At 62.9% G+C, this 19,593-nt stretch carries 21 protein-coding genes; 16 read left to right on the top strand and 5 right to left on the bottom strand.

Annotated features, from left to right (window positions below):
- Positions 1–3 precede the first annotated feature (3 nt).
- The gene (locus tag R5M92_RS10625) at positions 4–867 is read right to left on the bottom strand and encodes an ABC transporter substrate-binding protein (RefSeq protein ID WP_346795905.1); all 864 of its coding nucleotides are present in this window, start codon (positions 865–867) and stop codon (positions 4–6) included.
- 224 nt (positions 868–1,091) lie between these two features.
- Here R5M92_RS10625 and R5M92_RS10620 point away from each other — a divergent pair, with 224 nt between their 5' ends.
- Complete coding sequence (locus R5M92_RS10620; RefSeq protein WP_346795904.1) at positions 1,092–1,301, top strand: CPXCG motif-containing cysteine-rich protein; 210 nt, start codon at positions 1,092–1,094, stop codon at positions 1,299–1,301.
- 78 nt (positions 1,302–1,379) lie between these two features.
- Here R5M92_RS10620 and R5M92_RS10615 read toward each other — a convergent pair whose 3' ends face one another.
- Positions 1,380–2,384, bottom strand: coding sequence for a WYL domain-containing protein (locus R5M92_RS10615; RefSeq protein WP_346795903.1), 1,005 nt, complete (start codon positions 2,382–2,384; stop codon positions 1,380–1,382).
- Positions 2,385–2,582: 198 nt separating this feature from the next.
- Here R5M92_RS10615 and R5M92_RS10610 point away from each other — a divergent pair, with 198 nt between their 5' ends.
- Positions 2,583–3,470, top strand: a complete 888-nt coding sequence (locus tag R5M92_RS10610) for a hypothetical protein (RefSeq protein WP_346795902.1) — start codon at positions 2,583–2,585, stop codon at positions 3,468–3,470.
- A gap of 44 nt (positions 3,471–3,514) precedes the next feature.
- A complete protein-coding gene (locus tag R5M92_RS10605; RefSeq protein ID WP_346795901.1) occupies positions 3,515–4,405 on the top strand; it encodes a hypothetical protein in 891 nt (296 codons plus the stop codon).
- Between the two features lie 96 nt (positions 4,406–4,501).
- Here R5M92_RS10605 and R5M92_RS10600 read toward each other — a convergent pair whose 3' ends face one another.
- Entirely contained in the window at positions 4,502–5,419 is a 918-nt protein-coding gene (locus R5M92_RS10600; protein ID WP_346795900.1) for a hydroxymethylglutaryl-CoA lyase, read from the bottom strand.
- A 39-nt stretch (positions 5,420–5,458) separates the two neighbouring features.
- Entirely contained in the window at positions 5,459–6,664 is a 1,206-nt protein-coding gene (locus R5M92_RS10595) for a CoA transferase (protein ID WP_346795899.1), read from the bottom strand.
- Between the two features lie 135 nt (positions 6,665–6,799).
- Between R5M92_RS10595 and R5M92_RS10590 the strand changes: the two genes are divergently transcribed.
- Entirely contained in the window at positions 6,800–7,693 is an 894-nt protein-coding gene (locus R5M92_RS10590) for a LysR substrate-binding domain-containing protein (RefSeq protein ID WP_346795898.1), read from the top strand.
- A gap of 58 nt (positions 7,694–7,751) precedes the next feature.
- Here the strand turns inward: R5M92_RS10590 and R5M92_RS10585 are convergent, their stop codons facing one another.
- Complete coding sequence (locus R5M92_RS10585) at positions 7,752–8,042, bottom strand: SDR family oxidoreductase (RefSeq protein ID WP_346795897.1); 291 nt, start codon at positions 8,040–8,042, stop codon at positions 7,752–7,754.
- A 379-nt stretch (positions 8,043–8,421) separates the two neighbouring features.
- On the opposite strand from R5M92_RS10585, the gene R5M92_RS10580 reads away from it, so the two are divergent.
- The 12 genes from R5M92_RS10580 (at position 8,422) to R5M92_RS10525 (ending at position 19,563) form a co-directional block, all read left to right on the top strand.
- A complete protein-coding gene (locus tag R5M92_RS10580) occupies positions 8,422–9,399 on the top strand; it encodes a TRAP transporter substrate-binding protein (protein ID WP_346795896.1) in 978 nt (325 codons plus the stop codon).
- Positions 9,400–9,486: 87 nt separating this feature from the next.
- Positions 9,487–10,032 carry a TRAP transporter small permease gene (locus tag R5M92_RS10575; RefSeq protein ID WP_346795895.1) on the top strand — a complete coding sequence of 182 codons (546 nt, stop codon included), beginning with the start codon at positions 9,487–9,489 and terminating at the stop codon, positions 10,030–10,032.
- Complete coding sequence (locus R5M92_RS10570) at positions 10,029–11,324, top strand: TRAP transporter large permease (protein ID WP_346795894.1); 1,296 nt, start codon at positions 10,029–10,031, stop codon at positions 11,322–11,324. The genes R5M92_RS10575 and R5M92_RS10570 overlap by 4 nt, the downstream gene beginning before the upstream one ends.
- 48 nt (positions 11,325–11,372) lie before the next feature.
- A complete protein-coding gene (locus R5M92_RS10565; protein WP_346795892.1) occupies positions 11,373–12,518 on the top strand; it encodes a heparan-alpha-glucosaminide N-acetyltransferase domain-containing protein in 1,146 nt (381 codons plus the stop codon).
- A 20-nt stretch (positions 12,519–12,538) separates the two neighbouring features.
- Positions 12,539–13,669 carry a serine hydrolase gene (locus R5M92_RS10560; protein WP_346795890.1) on the top strand — a complete coding sequence of 377 codons (1,131 nt, stop codon included), beginning with the start codon at positions 12,539–12,541 and terminating at the stop codon, positions 13,667–13,669.
- A 29-nt stretch (positions 13,670–13,698) separates the two neighbouring features.
- Positions 13,699–15,129 (top strand): phospholipase D family protein, encoded by a 1,431-nt coding sequence (locus tag R5M92_RS10555; RefSeq protein ID WP_346795889.1) that lies wholly within the window; start codon positions 13,699–13,701, stop codon positions 15,127–15,129.
- 140 nt (positions 15,130–15,269) lie between these two features.
- Positions 15,270–15,548 (top strand): peptidylprolyl isomerase, encoded by a 279-nt coding sequence (locus tag R5M92_RS10550; RefSeq protein WP_346795888.1) that lies wholly within the window; start codon positions 15,270–15,272, stop codon positions 15,546–15,548.
- Between the two features lie 74 nt (positions 15,549–15,622).
- The gene (locus tag R5M92_RS10545; RefSeq protein ID WP_346795887.1) at positions 15,623–16,570 is read left to right on the top strand and encodes an ABC transporter ATP-binding protein; all 948 of its coding nucleotides are present in this window, start codon (positions 15,623–15,625) and stop codon (positions 16,568–16,570) included.
- The gene (locus R5M92_RS10540; protein WP_346795886.1) at positions 16,567–17,328 is read left to right on the top strand and encodes an ABC transporter permease; all 762 of its coding nucleotides are present in this window, start codon (positions 16,567–16,569) and stop codon (positions 17,326–17,328) included. Before R5M92_RS10545 ends, R5M92_RS10540 begins: the two co-directional genes overlap by 4 nt.
- Before the next feature lie 54 nt (positions 17,329–17,382).
- Complete coding sequence (locus tag R5M92_RS10535; protein WP_346795885.1) at positions 17,383–18,402, top strand: nucleoid-associated protein; 1,020 nt, start codon at positions 17,383–17,385, stop codon at positions 18,400–18,402.
- Positions 18,403–18,457: 55 nt separating this feature from the next.
- Positions 18,458–18,919, top strand: coding sequence for a TerB family tellurite resistance protein (locus tag R5M92_RS10530; protein WP_346795884.1), 462 nt, complete (start codon positions 18,458–18,460; stop codon positions 18,917–18,919).
- A 98-nt stretch (positions 18,920–19,017) separates the two neighbouring features.
- Positions 19,018–19,563, top strand: coding sequence for an exopolysaccharide biosynthesis protein (locus tag R5M92_RS10525; RefSeq protein WP_417339155.1), 546 nt, complete (start codon positions 19,018–19,020; stop codon positions 19,561–19,563).
- Positions 19,564–19,593: the final 30 nt, after the last annotated feature.

The raw sequence follows: 19,593 nt of genomic DNA, 5'->3' as shown, positions 1-19,593 counted from the left end.
TGATTAGTGCTTCAGCGCGGTGACCACTTCATCGACTTGACGCTCCAGGCTCTGCAGGCCGCCACCGGAGAGGTACCAGAGCGCGGGTGTGAGCATGACGACCCGCGCTTCGGTCCCGGCGTTCTCAAAGGTTTGACTCAGGCTGTCGGCATCGGCGGGCTCATCGCCGATCGCGGCGCTGCGGTCGATCACCAGCACGACCTCTGGATCAATCTCGCCAATCGCTTCCGGTGAAAGCGGGGTGAAGGTCCGGGTGCCACGGGTTTCCGATTTAACGCTTTCGGGCATATCGAGCGCCGCGACGCCCAGCACCTCGTGTATCACGGGATGTCGGTTGAGCATCAAATTGCCGCCGTTGTGAGTGACCACCAGCGTCCGGGGGGCGTGACTCAGTGCTTCGCGGTGGCTTTCAATCTCGGCATGCAGGCTTTCAAGGGCCTCTTCCGCTGCGCTTTCCACCGCCAGCCGACCGGCCAGCTCACGTACATTGGCATCGAACGCCGCCAGGTAGTCATCGCCCTGCAGGGTGGTGTCGAACAGCGGGGCGATATCGGCAAGTTCTTCTTCCCACTCGCCTTGACGGCCGGTGTAGAGAATCAGGCTGGGGTCGCTTTCGCTGATGGCGTCCATGTCGGGAGAACGCAGGCCGCCGATGTCGATGTAGTCATCGCTGGCATACTGCGCCAGATAGTCGGGCAGACTGGCTTTCGGCACGCCAACCACATGCGTGCTCAAACCCAGGGCGTCGATGGTGTCCAGGCTTCCCAGGTCGAAGGTGGCAATGCGCTGGTCGTCGTTGGCAGCGGCACCAACCGCTGTAAGCAGCAACATCGCGGCGACGGTCGAGGAGGAAATCGTAGCCTTCATCGGAACTCCTTTCATGAGAAAATATTTTATATGCGATATTTTCTCATTTTCTCAGGAAAGCGGTGGCTTGTCTCCACTCTAAGAAGGAACAGGTCGTTGCGGAAAACGCTACCGCCCTCAAATCGTGAGGGCGGCAGGCCGCCTAGAGCGCACATGGCCGCAGCACTGCATGGCGGCTAAAGTGAAAACTGCACTTTCAGAGAGTTATTGTCGCGGGAGGCCTTATGCAGAGCGATGCCATCGTGGCGTATCACTTCAACTGTCCCTATTGCGACAGTCTCCTCGAGTTTCTGATTGATACGTCACAAGGCAGCCATGAGACGTACGAGGATTGCCATCAGTGCTGCGCACCGATTCAGCTGCGTGTCGAGGTGTCGTTGACCACCGGCGAGCTGGATTATGTCGAGGTCGGCCGTGATGACGAGGTGCTGTGAGTCGGCGTTAAAAGTTGCCGAGTCCTGGGGTAAATACCGACCATGCGGCGATTTTCCTGAGGGATACGGCGGCAAGGCTCATTCACGGGCGAGGATTCGCCGGGCGTGCTCGCGTATGTCCTCGCGCCAATGCGCCGGGGCAAGCACGTGAACGTGGGCGCCCAGGCCCCGCAGCCACCACAGGGTCTGCTTGTCGTCGGGGACCTCGGCTTCCAGCCGGTAGGCCTCACCGCCGGGCAGCGAGTACAGCGTCTGCGCGTCGCACAGTGGGGTTTCGCTGAGCAACCAGGCGATGGAGGGCGCCACCTCGGCCACCAGCCGCACGGTCTGCGGCCCCTCGCGGTAGGCGAATGCACCTTCCTGAATATGCGTATCGAGGTCGAAATCCGTCGCCTCCCGCCAGGGCTTATCGCTCGGGGCGGCGTGGCGCAGCCGGTGCAGGGCGAAGTGGCGGGGGTCGTCGTAGTCGTTGACCAGCGCCACTAGATAGGAGACGCCGTGGCGGCTGACCAGCCCCTGGGGATGAAGCAGGAGCGTGGACTCGGTCTCCCGGGTACGCGACAGGTAGCGCACCGCAAGCGCCTGTTGGCGCAGAAGGGCGTCGGTCACCGCCTGCCAGATGCTTGCCTCGATCCGCGCCGGCAGCAGCGTTAGCCCGGGTGTCACGGTACGAACGCGCTGGGCCCACTGGCCGAAGCCGTTGCCATCCAGGCCGTCGAGCTGCTTGCGGGCCAGGTTGAACTGGGGCTCCAGCTGCGCCAGTACCACCTCCGGCAGCAGGTTGCTCAGGTGGGCCTCCGCCATGACCCAGGCCAACGCTTGCGGCAGGTCCAGCCCGGGCAACGAGAGCTGGTAGTGACTGGGAAACGACCAGCGGAACGGCTTGTGGCTATCGTCGCACTGCAGCGGGAAGCGCCGCATCAGCGGGCCGCTCAGGTCGCGCTGCAGCGCTCGTATGTCGCTATTAAATCCTTGGGCGTGGAGTCTGTTCAGCAACGTGGGGGTGTCGATGAAGCGTGGTGCCCGGGGAATCAGTTCGAGCAACGCCAGGTAGCGCGGCAGCGGTTCGCGTGTTTCCGCCATCTTGTCTCTCTCTTGTTTCTCTTCCTGTTTTGCAGACCCGTCTTCAGGCGTTCTCAGGTCGTTTCCTCGCGCCGAGAGGCTAAACCGACTCTCAATGAGCATTCGCTGATTTAGCGTCTTGATGCGTCACTAAGTGACGCAGGCGTTCGTTATGGTGCTTGTCTCCATTCCAGGACGCAACGACGAGAGGGCACGAGTATGCCGAGCAGACGTGATTGGTCATTGGCGGGGCTGGCACTGGCGGTGGTGCCCCTGGTGCTGGCCGAGGCAAGCCTGCGGCTAGCGACGCTTTCCGCGCTTAACGGAGGAATGAGCCGCGGGCTTGTCTGGCTGCTTTTCGGTGCCGCGGCCGGTATCGCCTGGTGGCTGCGTGGTCGTTACATCACCGGGGCGCTGCGAACCTGCCAGCAGCGTCGGCGGGAGGTGCTGGAGGTCCACCATGTCATCGTGTCCGGCGAAGCGTTGCTCACCGGACTGGAAACTCGCCTGAGCCAGGCCCACCAGGCCCAGGGAAACGAGCAGGCCATGGGCGGCGTGCTCCCACGCCAGGGCCGGGTGCCACGCGAAGAGAGGGACAAGCTGATGTACATGTGCCGCAAGGCCCGTCGCGAGCTGGCCGGGCTGCAGCGACGCTATGCCCGCAAGGCTCGATCCATGCGCGACCAGACGAGGCGCTTGCGCCGCTATGTGGCCCCGGTGGCAGCGACCCTGTCTGCGCCGCAGTCAGCGCAGCGTAGCCAGCGTGGCCCCGGCCTGGGAAGAGCGGCGACTCCCCATCACGAAGGCTGGTTGAAGGCCATCCTGGCCGAACCCCTGGCGGCCCGCTGCATAGAGGAAGTGGTGGTCGATGATGCCCCGATTCGCCAGGGCGAGGCCTGGCTGGTGTGGAACCGTGGCCGGGGCCGCTTCGTGCTTCGCCTGCACTTGCGCGGGACATACCACAGTGCCCCCGCCATCATGCTGGTCCTCCAGGCGCAGACCTGCTGCGCGGCCAATGCCCAGGCACGGCAGGTCTGCACCAGCCTGGTGGATCTCGCTCCATTGCGCCTGGTGAATGCGGTAACCTCCGCCCAGGCGACCGGGTAACGCGCCCATGCCGACCCCGCCCCGAAACCGACCAAGGAAACCCCGTGTCGAAGATTACCTATTTCCAGCGTTATTCGAGTGTGGAAAACACCGTCACCAACAATACCCTGCAACTCTTTGCGCGCATCTACGCCTACTCGCCCAAGCGCGCGGCGGCCTTCCTGTCCGAACTCACCGGCGTGGATCTTGACATCGGCGTCTCCATCAACCAGCAGGTCCGGGGTACCGACTCGGTGCCGGACGGCAGCATCTCCCAGCCGAGCTTCAAGGTGCTGGTGGAGGCCAAGGTGGACTCGGGGCGCAATGACGACCAACTGCTGCGCCATGCCAGGGGCTTCGGCGACGAGGCGCAGAAGATACTGCTGCTGCTGAGCAAGAAACACTCACCGACAGTGGAGCGCCGCCTGGCGGAGCGGATTGCAAGCGAAATGCCGGGGGTGGTGTTCAAGAGCGTCACCTACGAGGACGTGTGCCGCCACGCCCAGTCGCTGTTCCAGGCGTACGAGTACGATATCAAGGAGATCGTCGACGACTACGTGGAGTACTGCAATGACGTCGGATTGTTCGACCAGTCGCCCTACCTGATGCGCATCGTGCCCTGCGGGCAGAGCTACGAACTCAACGAGACGTACGGCATCTACTTTCAGCCGGTCAGCCGCGGCTATACCCCGCACCGCTATGTCGGCATCTACCGCAACAAGCGTGTCAGTGCGCTATGGGAGGTGGAAAGCGTGTTCGATGTCAGCGTGTCGGAGGGGGCGATTGCCAAGAGACTGGTAAAGGGCCGCGAGACGGACGAATACGATGAGCGGTTGAAGGCGATCATCGCCGATGCCGAAACCCACTGCGGTTATCATATCGCCCAGGGGTACCGTTTTTTCTGCGGCCGTCCGGTGGCCACGAACTACCGAAAGACATCCCCCGGCGGCATCTAGGGCGCCCGCTTCGCCAATCTCCGCGACGTACTCGGCGAATCGGGCGATGTGGAGACGATCGCCGAGCGGCTGCGCCACCAGCAATGGCAGTGACGCTTAGCCGCGTTGCGGCATGGGGTAGCGCCGGTCGGCCTTGCCCGCCTTGACCACCTGGCCGGGCGTGGCGTGACCGACGAGGTCGGGTAGCTTGGCAGAGACGGCCAGCAGCGCGTCGAGATCCACCCCGGTTGCCACGCCCATTCGCTCGAACATATGCACCAGGTCTTCGGTGCAGACATTGCCGGTGGCGCCGGGGGCGTAGGGACAGCCGCCCAGGCCGCCGAGTGCGGCATCGAAACGGGTGATTCCCGCCTGCCAGGCCGCCAGGGCGTTGGCCAGCCCCATGCCGCGTGTATTGTGAAAGTGGAGCGTGAAGGGCGTCTGGGGCCAGCGGGCCGTCACCGCTCGGCATAGCTCGCCCACCTGGGCGGGGTCGGCCATTCCGGTGGTGTCGCACAGGGTCACGCCTTGTATGCCTAAGCCAAGCAGGCGTTCCACCAGCGCCAAGACACGCTCTTGCGGCACATCGCCTTCGAAGGGGCAACCGAATGCGGTGGAGAGCGAGGCGTTGACGAACACGCCGCTGCCTTGAGCCTTGGCGACGATCGTCTCGAACTGCGCCAGGGACTGCTCCGGCGTCATGCGCAGGTTGGCCAGGCCGTGGGAATCGCTGGCGGACATGACCAGGTTGATCTCGTCGACCCCGCAGGCCAGGGCGCGCTCGCAACCCTTGAGGTTGGGCACCAGTACGGTGATTTCCACTCCCGAGCGGCGCTGGATGCCGACGACCACTTCCGCGGCATCCGCCAGGTTGGGTATCGCCTTCGGCGAGGTAAAGGACGTGGCTTCGATGCGCGCCAGCCCAGTGGCGGAGAGGTCGTCGATCCAGCGGATCTTGTCCGCCGTGGGGACGAAACGGGCCTCGATCTGCAGGCCGTCGCGGGGGGCCACTTCATTGATCTGCAACTGACTCATGAAAACTCCTTGTAGCGCTGCCGCGCTTGGCTGCCGTAATCAAATGATGCCGGCCTGGCGCAGCTTGTCGCGGGTCGCCTGGTCGATACCCAGCTCGTCGAGCACCTCGTCGGTATGCTTGCCCAGTTCCGCACCGCCTTCGCCCAGGCGGCCCGGCGTGGCACTCAGCTTGGGGAGCACCCCGGGCACCTTCAGTGGCTTGCCGTTAGGGCGTTGAATGGTCTGGAGCATCTCGCGGGCGGCGTAGTGCGGGTCGTTGGCGATATCGGCGGCGGTATAGGGATAGCCCGCCGGCACCCGGGCGGCGTCAAGCGCAGTAAGGATCTCGTCACGCGGGCGCTCCTGGGTCCATGCCTGGATGGCGGCATCGATCATCTCGGCCTGGCGGCTACGTCCGTCGTTGTGCGCCAGGTTCGGGTCATCGGCGATCTCCGGCCGGCCGATCACCTCCATCAGACGCTTGAAGATGCTGTCGCCGTTGCCGGCGATCAGAACGTAGTCACCGCCCTGGCAGCGATAGGCATTGGAGGGAGTAATGCCCGGCAAGGCACTGCCGCTGGGCTCACGTATTTCGCCACTGGCATCGTATTCCGGCAGCAGACTCTCCATCATGGCGAAGACCGACTCGTACAGCGCCACGTCGATCTCCTGGCCCAGGCCGCTGCGGTTGCGCTCTTGCAGCGCCAGCAATGTGCCGATCACCGCGTATAGCGCGGAGAGCGAGTCGCCGATGCTGACCCCCACCCGCACCGACGGCTCCCCGGGTTGGCCGGTCAGATAGCGCAAGCCGCCCATGGCTTCGCCGATCACGCCGAAACCGGGTTTGTCGCGATAAGGCCCGGTCTGTCCGTAGCCGGAAATATGCACCATGATCAGCCGCGGATTGAGGGCGGAAAGGGTCTCCCAGCCAAGCTCCCAGTTGTCCAGGGTGCCGGGGCGGAAGTTCTCCACCACCACGTCCGCCTCGGCGGCGAGACGGCGCACCAGGGCCTGGCCATCCGCGCTCCGCAGGTCCAGCGCTACCGAGCGCTTGTTGCGTGTCTGCACGTGCCACCAGAGCGAGGTTCCGTCTTCGATCTTTCGCCATTTGCGAAGTGGGTCGCCGGTGCCGGGCGGCTCGATCTTGATCACATCGGCACCGAACTCGCCCAGCAACTTGGTGGCGAAGGGACCGGCGATCAATTGGCCCAGTTCCAGCACCTTGAGACCGGTCAACGGGAGTTGGCGAGAATCGGACGCGGCCATGCAAGCACTCCTTGCGAATCGAAAACGCCAGCATGCGTGAGGCCCCGGTACCTCGCAATTAGGCAATCAGCAAGCTGGGCTTCGTAACTCGCGAAACCTTGCGCTAGGATGGCGCAAGGTCACCAGGAGCTTGCCATGCGCCGTTTCGATTTCGTCACCTTGAAGTTGTTCGTATCCGTTGCCGATGAAGGGCGACTGACGGCTGCGGCCGAACGCGAGCACCTGGCGCTGGCGGCGGTAAGCAAGCGCATCAGCGACCTGGAAGCGTTGGTCGGCACGACACTGCTCTACCGGCGCTCACGGGGGGTGGAGCTGACGCCGGCGGGGCAGGCATTCCTGCATCATGCGCGACGTATCCTGGAGAACGTGGAGCGTCTGCAGGCGGAGCTGAGCGAGTACGGCGAAGGCATACGCGGCCATGTGCGCATTCACTCCAATACCTCGGCCATTATCGCCTTCCTGCCCCAGGATCTCAGCGCCTTCTCACGGCTCTATCCACAGATCAAGATCGATCTGCAGGAGCGCGTCAGCAGTGAGGTGATCGCCGCAGTACGCGACGGCTTGACCGATGTGGGCATCTTCGCCGGTCACGTGGCCGCACAGGAGTTGCAGGTGATGCCCTATCGCCGCGACCGCCTGGTGCTGATGACGCCGCGCCAGCATCCTCTAGCCGAACGAGACTCCATCTCGCTGCACGAGGCGGCCGATTTCGATTTCATCGGCCTGCAGCAGGATGCTTCCCTGCAGACTTTGCTGCATGACCAGGCCCAGCTTGCCGGCAAGACCCTGCGCATGCGCATCCAGGTGCGTAGCTTCGATGCCATCTGCCGCATGATCCATCACGGCATGGGCGTGGGCGTGCTTCCCGAGCGCACCATCTATCGTGACCTGCGTGACCTTGAACTCAAGAGCATCCCGCTTTCCGACCCCTGGGCCCATCGCGAGCTGATGATCGGCATGCGCCGCTACGACACTCTGCCGGTCATCGCCCGGCACCTGGTGGATCACCTGATCGGTACCACCTGCTAGGGCGGGCTTCACTAATGTTCTTGCTTGTTTTCCAAGCGTCTAGTCCTGCCCGGACGAGTCACGGATCACATTGAATGGCGCCCACTGCTGACATAGCGGCATGATTTCCAGGCGGTTGATATTGATATGCGGCGACCAGCTCGGCGACGGATTGGGCGTCGGTGACATCCAGCCGTGCTGCATGCGCCGGTACCAGGTCCTGGAGTTCTCGCTGCAGCTGGCTCAAGCGCTCTTCACGGCGGCCGGTCAGCACCAGCGACCAGCCGGCTTCGGCAAAACGGCGGGCGCTGGCGCGACCAATGCCAGATGTGGCGCCGGTGATGAAAACCACAGGGTTGGCTTCGTGCATGGTGAAATCTCCAGAAAGGCAAAACCCACGATGGGCAGGGGATAAAGGGTTTTGAAATCTGTTTCGGCTGCCATTGAGATGGCCATGACAGGCCAGCATCTATACATCTTTGGTCGTATGAATGGGGGTAGGAGGTAGAGCAGTGCATGATTAGTGAGGATAAAAGCCATCGTATTTGGCGAAGGCACCCTTCTTCAACGTCGATTTGAGCCTCGCCATGGCTTGTTTCAAGATCGAGTACAACGTGGCGGCTCACGTTGAGCCATCACCGTGGCGTCAAGAACTGAGGCAAGAATAGCCAGATTATGACCAAGCCGCCCCGTGAACGCTGTACACATGACATCCCAATCCAATAACGAATCCCGTAGGGAGAGATCCGATGCGGAACACACTGCTCGCCACATTAACCACCCTGGGAATGCTCACCGCCGCCCCGTTTGCACTCGCCAACCCCATCGAAATCCAGGTCAACAACACCATGAGCGAAGGCGGCTCGGAAAGTGCCGCTGTGGAGCGTTTCGCCGAATACCTCGAAGAGCAGGCACCGGGACGCTTCGACGTGCGTCCTTTCCTGGCCGGTTCGCTGGGTGGGGAAAATGCCGTCCTGGAACTGCTCAACCTGGGCCAGACTCAGCTTTCCATCACCGGTGGCAACTGGCGCCAGCAGTATGCGCCGGAATACGATGCCATCACCGTACCTTTCGTATTCTCCACCTGGGATGAAGTCGATGCCTACATGGAGAGCCCGTCGGGTCAGGCCCTGGTGGAAAAGGCTGAGGAGCAGGGCGGACTCAAGTTCTTCGGTACCCAGCACCGCGGGCCGCGCCACATGACCGCCAACAAGCCGATCCATTCGCCAGAAGACCTCCAAGGCTTCCGCCTGCGTCTGCCGTCGCTGCCGGTATGGCTGGAAGTGTGGGAGGAGATCGGTGCCCAGGTGGTCAACGTACCGGCGCCGGAGATTTACCTGGCGATGCAGACCGGCCAGGTCGACGGCCATGAAAATTCGCTCTCGTCGCCCTATACCCGGCGCCTGTGGGAAGTTCAGGATCACATCATCATGACCAGCCACGTGCAGTTCCCATGGAACTGGGTGGCCAGCAAGCGCTGGTGGGAAGGCTTGGATGCCGAGGACCAGGAGCTGATCGCCGAGGCCATCGACGTAGCACGTGAACACGGCACGCAACGCGAGAAGGAACTGGATGAGTTCTATCTGGAAGAGCTGAAGAAGAACGGCATGACCATCATCGAGCCCGATGTCGAGCCCTTCCGTGAGGCGGCCTTGCCGGCGATCGACCGGGTGATGGCGGATATGGCCGAGGGTGTACGTGAAGACGCCTTGGGCGATACCCAGTAACAGCATGTTCTCATGACCTCTCTACGGCGGCCTTGCGGCCGTCGTAGTTTTTTATGCAGTATTTTTGTCGCTTTTGAGGAGAACCCCGTGGTTGGAGTATCGACACCACCCCGAGCGTGGCCAGACCGGCTGGCCTTTATCCTGTTACGCCTGGTGGCGCACGTCTGTGATGCCCTCGGTGTGCTGTTGCTGGCTGCCATCCTGCTCTTGATAGTGGCGGCGGTGCTGGCTCGTGATGTGCTGGGCCTGGGGATGCCATGGACCGAGGAGGTGGCCACGATGCTGGCGATATACGCCATCGGCTTTGGCTCGCTTTCGGCCTGGGTTCGGGGTGAGCATTTGATGGTCGACCTGTTCAGCCATCGGCTCTCGCATCTGGCCAAGGGGCTGCAGTATCGCATCACTACGTTGATTTCCTGCGTGTTCTTCGTCCTTGCCGCGTGGGGCGCCTGGATCATGTCGGACATGAGCGCGAACAACCGTAGTGTTTCGCTGGGCATCAGCTTCAGCTATCTCTATTACGGGGTCTTCTTCAGCTTCGCCGGTATGGCGCTGCTGGCGGCCTGGCAAACCCTCCGTGGACCGGTGGACTGGTTCGACGAGGGCGAAGCCTCAGAGGAGTCGCTGACATGACCGAACTGCTCATTTTCGTCGGTGGCCTGCTGGTTCTGATGGGCATCGGCTTGCCGGTAGTGGTAGCGATCGGCACGACCTCGTTCATCGCCTTGGTGTTCACCGGTACCGGCGGGTTGCCGGTCGAGCTGCTGCCGCTGCGCATGGTGCAGACGCTGAACAACTTCACCCTGCTGGCGATACCTCTGTTCATTCTCGCCGCCAACATCATGAATACCGGATCGACCACCACGCGAATCTTCGACTTCGCCACCGCCCTGGTAGGGTTTACCAAAGGGGGCCTGGGGCATGCCAACGTGGTGGCCAGCTCCATTTTCGCCACCATGTCGGGCACGGCGGTGGCGGACGCCGCGGGGCTTGGCAGTATCGAGATAAAGGCGATGAAAGAGCGCGGTTTCGACCTGGGCTATTCGGCGGGTATCACCGCCGCTTCCAGTGTCATCGGGCCGATCCTGCCGCCGAGCATCGCTCTGGTGGTCTACGGCTGGCTGGCCAACGTGAGTATCGGCGCCCTGTTCATGGCCGGTCTGGTACCCGGCATTCTCATGGCGCTGCTGCTGATGGGCATGACCGTGATCATGGGCGCCACCGGCAAGGTGAAGATGCCCGCGCCGACGCCGTTCGACAAGCGGGAAGTGATACGCACCGGCAAGCGGGCGGTGCTACCGCTGCTGATGCCGGCGATTATCGTCGGAGGTATCTGGAGTGGTTTCTTCTCGCCGACCGAGGCCGGGGCGGTGGCGTCGTTGTACGCCGTGATCCTGGGCGGGCTGGTCTACCGCGATCTCAAGTTGGCCGATCTCTACCTGGCATTCCGACGTACCTTGATGTTCAGTGCCGTCATCTTGCTGATCATCGCGGTATCGAGCTTCTACGGCTGGATTCTGGTGCGCATGGGTATCCCCCAGGCACTGGCCGGACAGGTGGCCGGTATCGACATGCCCACCATCATCCTGCTGCTCTGCTTTGCACTGTTCTTCCTACTTATCGGCTGCTTCATGTCGGTGATCGAAAGCATTTTGATCTTCACTCCCATCGTGGTGCCTGCGGCCCTGACCGCCGGTCTCGATCCGCTGCATTTCGGTATCGTCATGGTAATCACGCTGTCGGTGGGGGTCATCACGCCGCCTTTCGGCACGGTGCTGTTTCTGATGGTGGGCATCACCCGGCTGCGCTACGGTCAGGTCGTCAGGGCCATCCTGCCTTTCCTGCTGCCGGTGTTAGCGACTATTCTAATACTCATAGCGCTGCCCGGGTTGGTTACCTGGCTACCGCAACTGACCGGGTATTGATGACCAGAGTATTGATGACCAGAGTATTGATGGCATAACGGGAGCTTGATGGAAGAGGACGAAAACGCCAGGAAGGCGTCGACATGGGCAGGGCGCTTGGGGGAAGTGCCGCAATTGCCGCGTGCCGAGGGGCGTATCGATGCGATCGACCTGGCACGCGGCATCGCCATTGCCTTGATGATAGTGAGCCATTCGGTAACCGGGCTGCTGGGGCTTTCCGATGTGCCCGAGTGGGGCATGGTGCCGGTGCATCTGCTGACCAAGTTTTCCTCGTCGCTGTTCATCCTGGTCTTCGGTATCGCCCTGGCGGTGGCATTTTTGCCCCATGCCGGGAGCGAGCGCTGGAAGCAGCGGCGGCTCAAGCTCTGGCTGCGCGCCCTGGAAGTACTGTTCTGGTACAAGGCGCTGGTCATCATCGAGATGCTGCCGCTCTACCCGCCGGAAGAGATCCTGCAGACGCTGCTTTACCAGCGTTTTGCCATCTGGGTGGAAATACTCGGTTTCTACGCCATCGCCCTGGGCTGGGTGCCGCTGGTGCTGCCGCTGTGGGCGTGGGCGCCGCTATGGAGCCGCCTGGGCGTGATCGTTCTCCTGGTTGTGCTTTCGGCCTGGTTGCAAGGGTTCGATTTCGGCGGTAACGATATTCTCAAGGCCATGCTGGTCGACCATGAAGACCACTACGCCTGGGGCCAGCTGAGCCGGGCGCCGCTGGTCTTCTCGGGCCTTTTGATCGGCGAGGCCATCCTGCGCACTTATTTTCATCCCGTGACGCGTCGTCGCCTGGTGCTGGCACTTTTGGGGCTGGGGGCGCTGGCGCTGGCGGGCTTCTTCGCCCTGGCGCTGTTCCAGGGGGAGGTCTATGCCGCGCTGATGGCGGTGGCGAGAAATATCGGCAAACACCCGCCGAAACTCTCCTTCATGCTCTTCAGCATGGGTGGCGCTCTGGTATTGCTGGCGCTTGCGCTAGCCGGGGGCAGCCCCTTGGCGCGAGCTCTCAAGCCGATTACCTTGGTGGGCACGGATGCGCTGAAAGCATTCATCTTTCATATCGTGCTGATCTTTCTGGTGCTGCGCTTCGTCTTCGCCAGCTGGCAGGCGTTCAGTTATCCACAGGTGCTGGGCGTCAGCGCACTGTTGATAGTGGGAGCCGCGGGCTGGATTGCTGCGACACGCTGGATGGGAGCCAATAAATGAGGGTGAGGTTACGGCGTCTGATGGCGACAGTGTTCCACCGTCGGGCGGGAGTGGCGCTGAGCATTGCGTTGCTGGCGGCACCGGTCTGCGCGGATGCGCTTTATGCGGTGGACAAGCGCAGCACCTGGCAGGAGTCCCTTAGTGACAAGCTTGCTCATGTCGAGACGGAGCTAAGCGGCGAAGTAGGGGTATATATCGAGGACCTGCACAGCGGGGAGTCATTTTCGTGGCGTGCCGGGGAGCCGTGGTACCTGGCCTCGTTGATCAAGGTGCCGGTGGCGGTGGAAGTGCTGGCGCGGGTCGAAGCCGGGGAGTTTTCCCTCGATGACCGCATGACCCTCACCCGGGAGGATTATATCGATGGTGCCGGCGAGACCAACTGGCACGAGCCGGGCAGCCGGCTGCGTATCGATTTTCTGCTCGAACAGATGCTTACTCATAGCGACAACACCGCCACCGACCTGCTGATACGTCTCGTGGGCCAAGACGCCGTCAACCAGCGTGCCCGGGCGATGGTGGCCGAAGCCGGGGGCGACCCCGCAGCCCTTGGCCGTATCACTACCCTGGCGGATGTGCGCCGTCATCTTTACGGCGAGCTGCATCCCGGGGCGTTCGAGCTCAGCGGCATGGACTTCATCGACTTGCGGCGCACCGGCTCGCTGGCGGCGCGTGTGGCGGCCTTCGCCGACCGCCTGGGTGTGGCCGAGAGCGACCTGCGCCTGCCCGACTACGCCAGCGCCTTCGATGCCTATGAAGCCGAAGGGCTCAATACCGGGCACCTTTCCGCTTTCGGCGCGCTGCTGGCGGCGCTGTATCACGGCGATGCCGGGCTGCGGGAGATAAGCCGCGATACCTTGATCGCGGTGATGCGGCTCACCACCACGGGGGAGCAGCGCCTGAAGGCCGGATTTCCCGAGTCGATACGCTTTGCCCACAAGACCGGTACGCAGTACCGGCGCAGTTGCGATGCGGGTATCGCCGAGCCGCGAACCCAGGTCCAAGATGAAACCCAGGCTCAAAATAGAAACCAGGCGTGGGTAGTGGTGGCCTGCGCCCGGGGTCCGGCAGCGGTGAGCGCTCACGAACGGGCACTTGGAGCCATTGGCAGTGCCATGACCATCAGTGGCGTCTTCAGCCAGGATGGCTCATGACCGTTACGCCGATATCCAGGAGGAAGCGCGTGATACTCGGTATGGTCGCGATAGCGCTGGCGGCCTACCTGGCCATGGCGCTCTATCAGGTCTACAAGCCGTTGCCGCCGGGTATCGGCGAACCGATGCCGCTGCGCGCCGCCGAGGAGGTGGCGTTTTTCAGCGATGAAACCTTCGTCGACGCCGAGGGCGAACGCCGCTTCGAACACGCCATCTATGACGAGATGCTGCGCCTGATCGGCCAGGCGCAGCGGCTGATAGTGCTGGATGTGTTCCTGTTCAACGAGGTCGATGTGGCCACGGCGGGGGACGGGCAGCCGTATCGGCCGATCGCCTCGCAGCTGACACAGGCATTGATCGAGCGCAGCGAGGAGGTTCCAGGGCTCGAGATCGTGGTGATCACCGACCCTATCAACACCTTCTACGGCGGCATCGCCCCGGAGCATTTCGCCGCGCTGCGTGAGGCGGGGGTGTCGGTGATTTTCACCGACCTCACGCAGCAGCGCGCCTCCAACCCGACTTGGTCGGGGCTCTGGCACCTGTGCTGCCGCTGGTTGGGCAATTCGGCCGATGATGGCTGGCTGCCCAGCATCTTCGGTACCGACAAGGTCACCCTGCGCAGCTACCTGGCGCTACTCAACTTCAACGCCAACCATCGCAAGACACTGGTGGTCGACCGGGGCGATGAGTGGGTGGGGCTGGTAACCTCGGCGAATCCCCACGATGCCAGTAGCCTGCATAGCAACGTCGCCTTGCGTTTCACCGGGCCCGCGGCTCGGGACCTGTTCGAGACCGAACGTGCCGTTGCGGCCATGTCCGGCGGTGAGATTCCGCCTCGACCGGCCTCGCCTCCCGCGCGGGAGGAAGCGCCGGATGCGGAGTTGCAGGTGCTGACGGAGGGCCGCATCGGCGAGGCGCTGTTGTACGCGGTGGAAACGAGCGAGGCGGGAGACCGCCTGGATATCGCGGTATTCTATCTCGCCCACCGGGAGTTGATCGAGGCGCTGAAGGCCGCCCAGGAACGCGGTGTCGAGCTGCGCGTGCTGCTCGATCCCAACAAGGCTGCCTTCGGCCGGGAGAAGAACGGCATTCCCAATCGCCAGGCGGCCCACGAACTGCACGAGGCGGGCGTTCCGGTGCGCTGGTGCGACACCCAGGGCGAGCAGTGCCACGACAAGTTGCTGATGAAACAGTCCCATCAGGGTAACGCTGAACTTATCCTGGGGTCGGCGAACTTCACCCGCCGCAACTTGGATGACCTCAACCTGGAAACCAGCGTGCGCCTGCTGGCCGCAGACGAAACGCCTGTCATGCGCGAGGTGGCGGCATACTTCGAGCGCCGCTGGAACAACGAGCAGGGGCGTCGCTATAGCGTGGCGTACCCACAATACGCCGATGACTCCCGGTGGCGCTATTGGCTCTACCGTTTCATGGAGGCCAGCGGCTTTTCCACCTTTTGATGCCGGGCGGCGGGAGTTCGTTCGGCGCGCCATGGTAGACTCAGTGTCCGGGTCGCGCCTCTCACGGCGGGACTCGAGGCGGCAATGCCGCCGGCCGCAGGAAATGAACTGGAAAACCAAAACGAGAAAGGAGCCTCCCTATGACACGCGCCAGCGCACGTCACATCCTGGTCAACAGCGAAGAGCAGTGCAACGCCCTCAAGCAGGAGATCGAGAACGGTCGCGATTTCGCCGAAGCGGCGAAGCAGCACTCCACCTGCCCCTCGGGACGCCAGGGCGGCGACCTGGGCAGCTTCGGCCCCGGCCAGATGGTCCCGGAGTTCGATACCGTGGTCTTCAACGGCGAGTTGAACCAGGTCCATGGCCCGGTGAAGACCCAGTTCGGCTACCATCTGCTGGAAGTCACCAGCCGCAGCTGAGCCTTGGCAGTCTATGCTATTTGCCAGCACGCCGTGGCCCGGCCACGGCGTCGGGTGAGTGACGGGAGAGTGTCTTGAGCGAACCGATCATCCGCATCAGCGGGCTCAACAAGACCTACGCCGATGGCTTCCAGGCGCTCAAGCACGTCGACCTGGAGATCCGGCGCGGGGAGATATTCGCCTTGCTGGGCCCCAACGGGGCCGGCAAGACCACCCTGATCAGCCTGGTCTGCGGCCTGGTCAACGCCACCCAGGGCCGGGTGGAGGTGGATGGATTCGACCACGTGGCGGATTATCGCGCCGCCCGTTCCCGCATCGGCCTGGTGCCCCAGGAGTTGACCAACGAAGCCTTCGAGACCGTGTGGAACACGGTGAGCTTCAGCCGGGGCCTGTTCGGCAAGCCGCCCGATCCCGCGCATATCGAACGTGTGCTCAAGTCGCTGGCGCTATGGGGCAAGCGCAACAACCGCCTGATAACCCTGTCCGGGGGCATGAAGCGCCGGGTGCTGATCGCCAAGGCGTTGTCCCACGAGCCACGCATCCTATTTCTCGACGAGCCGACCGCGGGGGTGGACGTCGAACTGCGCCGCGAGATGTGGCAGGTGGTGCGCCAGCTGCGTGACAACGGCGTGACCATCATCCTCACCACCCACTACATCGAAGAAGCCGAGGAGATGGCGGATCGCATCGGCGTGATCAATCGCGGCGAGCTCGTCCTGGTGGAGGAGAAAGCCACGCTGATGCGCAAGCTCGGCAGCAAGCAGCTGACCCTGCACCTCCACCAACCGCTGGAACGCGTGCCGGCGTCCCTGGCCGCCTTCGATCTGCAGCTTTCCGCCGATGGCTGCGAGTTGATCTACACCTACGAGGCCAGCCGCGAAAGCAGCGAAGGTAGCGAGGGCAGCGGCATCTCGGCGCTGCTGGCGGCACTCGGCGCCGCCGATGTCGGTTTCAAGGACCTGCACACCCGTCAGAGCTCGCTTGAGGATATCTTCGTCGACCTGGTCAAGGAGCGCGCATGAATCTCTACCCCGTCCGTTCCATCTACATGGCGGAGATGGCCCGCACCCGGCGCACCCTGCTGCAGAGCATCGTCTCGCCAGTCATTTCCACCTCGCTCTACTTCGTGGTGTTCGGCGCGGCGATCGGCTCGCGTATCAGCGAGATCGACGGCGTCAGCTACGGGGCGTTCATCGTGCCGGGGTTGATCATGCTGATGCTGCTGACCCAGAGCGTCTCCAACGCCTCGTTCGGTATCTTCTTTCCCAAGTTTTCCGGCAGCATCTACGAGCTTCTCTCGGCGCCGATCTCGCACCTGGAGATCGTGGTGGGCTACGTGGGCGCGGCGGCCTCGAAATCGATCCTGCTGGGGCTGATCATCCTAGCCACCTCGGGATTGTTCGTCCCGCTGGAAATCGCCCACCCGATATGGATGCTCACCTTTCTGGTACTCACCGCCGTCACCTTCAGCCTGCTGGGATTCATCATCGGTATCTGGGCGGACGGCTTCGATAAGTTGCAGCTGGTGCCGCTGCTGGTGATCACCCCACTGACATTTCTCGGCGGCAGCTTCTACTCCATCGACATGCTGCCGCCTTTCTGGCAAGGCGTGACCCTGGCCAATCCGGTGGTCTACCTGGTCAGCGGTTTCCGCTGGAGCTTCTACGGCATCAGCGATGTCAGCCTGGTCGCCAGTGTCGGCATGATCGTGGTGTTTCTGGCCCTGTGCCTGGGCGTCATCACCTGGATATTTCGCACCGGTTATCGTCTCAAGCCGTAAGGCGGCCGGTCGCCGCTGCTGCGTTGTCCTTTTCCACACTGCACGAGATTTTTCATGCCGCTACTGCATAGCATCGTCCACCGGCTCGACCCCAGCCCCGAAGGCGACCGCCTGATACTGACACCGGCAAGCACGGAGCATGCCGAAAGCGAGGCGATGGCGGAGCTGGTCGCCACGTTGAACGATGCCTACAACACCAAGCCCAAGGGCTGGGGCCGGTTTGCCGAAGAGGGCGCGAGTAGCCCGTTCCCGGCCTGGCTGGCGCGGTATCACCAGGGCGAGCGGGACTTCGCGACCATCACCCGCGAGGTGGCGGAGCGCCTGTGTACCCTCCTGGCGGAGCAACTTTCGGTAAGTGGTTACCTGATCTTTTCCCATAGCCGCCAGGGCGATACCGAGACCCTCAACCTGGCGTTGGTGCATCAGCGCGAAGGCGTGGGTATCGACGCCGAGCATCGTGCGGTGCCTGCCGCCCAGCTCAATCTGGGGCGCTTCTCCCTGGCGGCGCGAGTCAACCTCAGCCAGTGGCAGGCGAACGCACCCGGCACTCAGTACGTCTCGTTTCTCAAGGATCGCGGCGGCAAGAAACTGGCCGAAGCCGTCGCCGAACTGCTGGGGGTGGAGGAGGGCATCGATGCGCCCAGCGAGACCCGTACCCTGCTCAAGGCCTTCAGCGACTATGTCAAGCAGGAGGACTACGACGACGCCACCAGTCGCGAAAAGACCGATACGCTGGTGGAGTACGCCGACGAGCAGCTGCGCCGTGGCGAGCCGATCACTCTGGAGGAGCTTTCCAGCCTGGTGGACGAGCAGCAGCCCAAGGCGTTTTTCGAGCATATCCGCAATGCGGATTACGGCCTGGCGGAAGAAATACCGCCCGACAAGCGCACCCTGAGCCAGTTCCGTCGCTTTACTGGCCGCGCCGGCGGCGTGTCGATCAGTTTTGACTCGCACCTTTTGGGCTCGAGCATCGAATACGACGAAACCCAGGACCGCCTGATCATCAAGAAACTCCCCACCCAGCTACGTGATCAATTACTGCGCGATCAGCGCAAGCACCGGGGAGAAGGCTGAGAACCGTCCGCTCCTGGCGTGGTCACAACGCTGCGTCTTGCTACAGGAGAACGCCATGCTGGCGACCATACAGCAGTTTTTTCAGCGCACGCTGGCGCAGCCCGACCAGCGCGAAGACCGCACCCTGACCCTGGAGCTCGCCAGCGCGGCGCTGCTTTGCGAGGTGGTGCGCGCCGACTATCACACCAGCGAAGCGGAGCTCGACGCCCTGCGCGACATGCTGATCCAGCGCTATCATCTGGACGACCCGGCGGTGGAAGAGCTGATGTCGCTTGCCCGCCAGGAAGTCGAGGACGCCGTCGATCATTACCAGTTCGTCAGTCTGGTCAAGGAGCACTACGATTATGACCAGCGTTTCGAGCTTGTCGCATTGATGTGGCGGCTGGCCTGGGCCGACGGCAGTGTCGACCCGTTGGAAGAGCACCGTATTCGCCGCCTGGCGGACCTGCTGCACGTGGATCATCGCGACTTCATTCGCGCCAAGCTACAAGCAGAGGAGAGCCGAGGAGAGTCATGACTGAGGCCAAGGAAGCACAGCCGGAAAAGGACGGCAATAAGAGCGGCAAGGGTCAGGCAGGCCGGAAGGCGGAAAGCCTGACGGACTTGCTCGACGAGATGGATAATATCACCAACCGCACCGGAAAAATCAGCATGGACGATGTGGTCGAAGCCGTGGGCAGGCGCTCCTTCGGCCCCCTGCTGCTGGTGACGGGGCTGATCACGCTGGCCCCGGTGGTGGGGGATATTCCCGGAATGCCGACGCTGATGGCGCTCATGGTGCTGTTGGTGACCGTCCAGCTACTGGCGGGGCGTGAGCATTTCTGGTTGCCGAACTGGTTGCTCAAGCGCTCGATGTCACGCAGGAAATTCGACAAGGGCTTGCATTGGATGCGCAAGCCCGCCGGCTGGATCGACCATGTGCTGTCGGTGCGCCTGCCGTGGTTGACCGGCTATATCGGCATTCGCTTGACCGCCGTGGCCTGCCTGATGATCGCGCTGGCGATGCCGCCTATGGAGGTGGTTCCGTTCACCGCCAATGGCGCGGGACTGGCGCTGACCCTGTTCGGCCTGGGGCTGGTGGCACGGGATGGAGTCGCCCTGTTGCTGGCCTTTGTAATCACTGGCGCTACCTTCGCCTTTGTGCTGGGCAATTTTATCTAAGATCGTTGATACGGAGCGCTGGCAAGCAGA

This window comes from Halomonas sp. Bachu 37 (assembly GCF_039691755.1).
GTDB lineage: Bacteria > Pseudomonadota > Gammaproteobacteria > Pseudomonadales > Halomonadaceae > Vreelandella > Vreelandella kashgarensis.
The sequence above is the reverse complement of the archived record's forward strand: the minus strand, read 5'-3'. Positions and strand labels throughout refer to the sequence as shown.

Coding starts and splice junctions, on each gene's coding strand:
- R5M92_RS10620 (WP_346795904.1), top strand. CDS start 1,092: ATGCAGAGCGATGCCATCGTGGCGTATCACTTCAACTGTCCCTATTGC.
- R5M92_RS10585 (WP_346795897.1), bottom strand. CDS start 8,042: ATGCACGAAGCCAACCCTGTGGTTTTCATCACCGGCGCCACATCTGGC.
- R5M92_RS10580 (WP_346795896.1), top strand. CDS start 8,422: ATGCGGAACACACTGCTCGCCACATTAACCACCCTGGGAATGCTCACC.
- R5M92_RS10560 (WP_346795890.1), top strand. CDS start 12,539: ATGGCGACAGTGTTCCACCGTCGGGCGGGAGTGGCGCTGAGCATTGCG.
- R5M92_RS10525 (WP_417339155.1), top strand. CDS start 19,018: ATGGATAATATCACCAACCGCACCGGAAAAATCAGCATGGACGATGTG.
- R5M92_RS10595 (WP_346795899.1), bottom strand. CDS start 6,664: ATGGCCGCGTCCGATTCTCGCCAACTCCCGTTGACCGGTCTCAAGGTG.
- R5M92_RS10600 (WP_346795900.1), bottom strand. CDS start 5,419: ATGAGTCAGTTGCAGATCAATGAAGTGGCCCCCCGCGACGGCCTGCAG.
- R5M92_RS10550 (WP_346795888.1), top strand. CDS start 15,270: ATGACACGCGCCAGCGCACGTCACATCCTGGTCAACAGCGAAGAGCAG.
- R5M92_RS10540 (WP_346795886.1), top strand. CDS start 16,567: ATGAATCTCTACCCCGTCCGTTCCATCTACATGGCGGAGATGGCCCGC.
- R5M92_RS10615 (WP_346795903.1), bottom strand. CDS start 2,384: ATGGCGGAAACACGCGAACCGCTGCCGCGCTACCTGGCGTTGCTCGAA.
- R5M92_RS10570 (WP_346795894.1), top strand. CDS start 10,029: ATGACCGAACTGCTCATTTTCGTCGGTGGCCTGCTGGTTCTGATGGGC.
- R5M92_RS10610 (WP_346795902.1), top strand. CDS start 2,583: ATGCCGAGCAGACGTGATTGGTCATTGGCGGGGCTGGCACTGGCGGTG.
- R5M92_RS10590 (WP_346795898.1), top strand. CDS start 6,800: ATGCGCCGTTTCGATTTCGTCACCTTGAAGTTGTTCGTATCCGTTGCC.
- R5M92_RS10625 (WP_346795905.1), bottom strand. CDS start 867: ATGAAGGCTACGATTTCCTCCTCGACCGTCGCCGCGATGTTGCTGCTT.
- R5M92_RS10535 (WP_346795885.1), top strand. CDS start 17,383: ATGCCGCTACTGCATAGCATCGTCCACCGGCTCGACCCCAGCCCCGAA.
- R5M92_RS10530 (WP_346795884.1), top strand. CDS start 18,458: ATGCTGGCGACCATACAGCAGTTTTTTCAGCGCACGCTGGCGCAGCCC.
- R5M92_RS10565 (WP_346795892.1), top strand. CDS start 11,373: ATGGAAGAGGACGAAAACGCCAGGAAGGCGTCGACATGGGCAGGGCGC.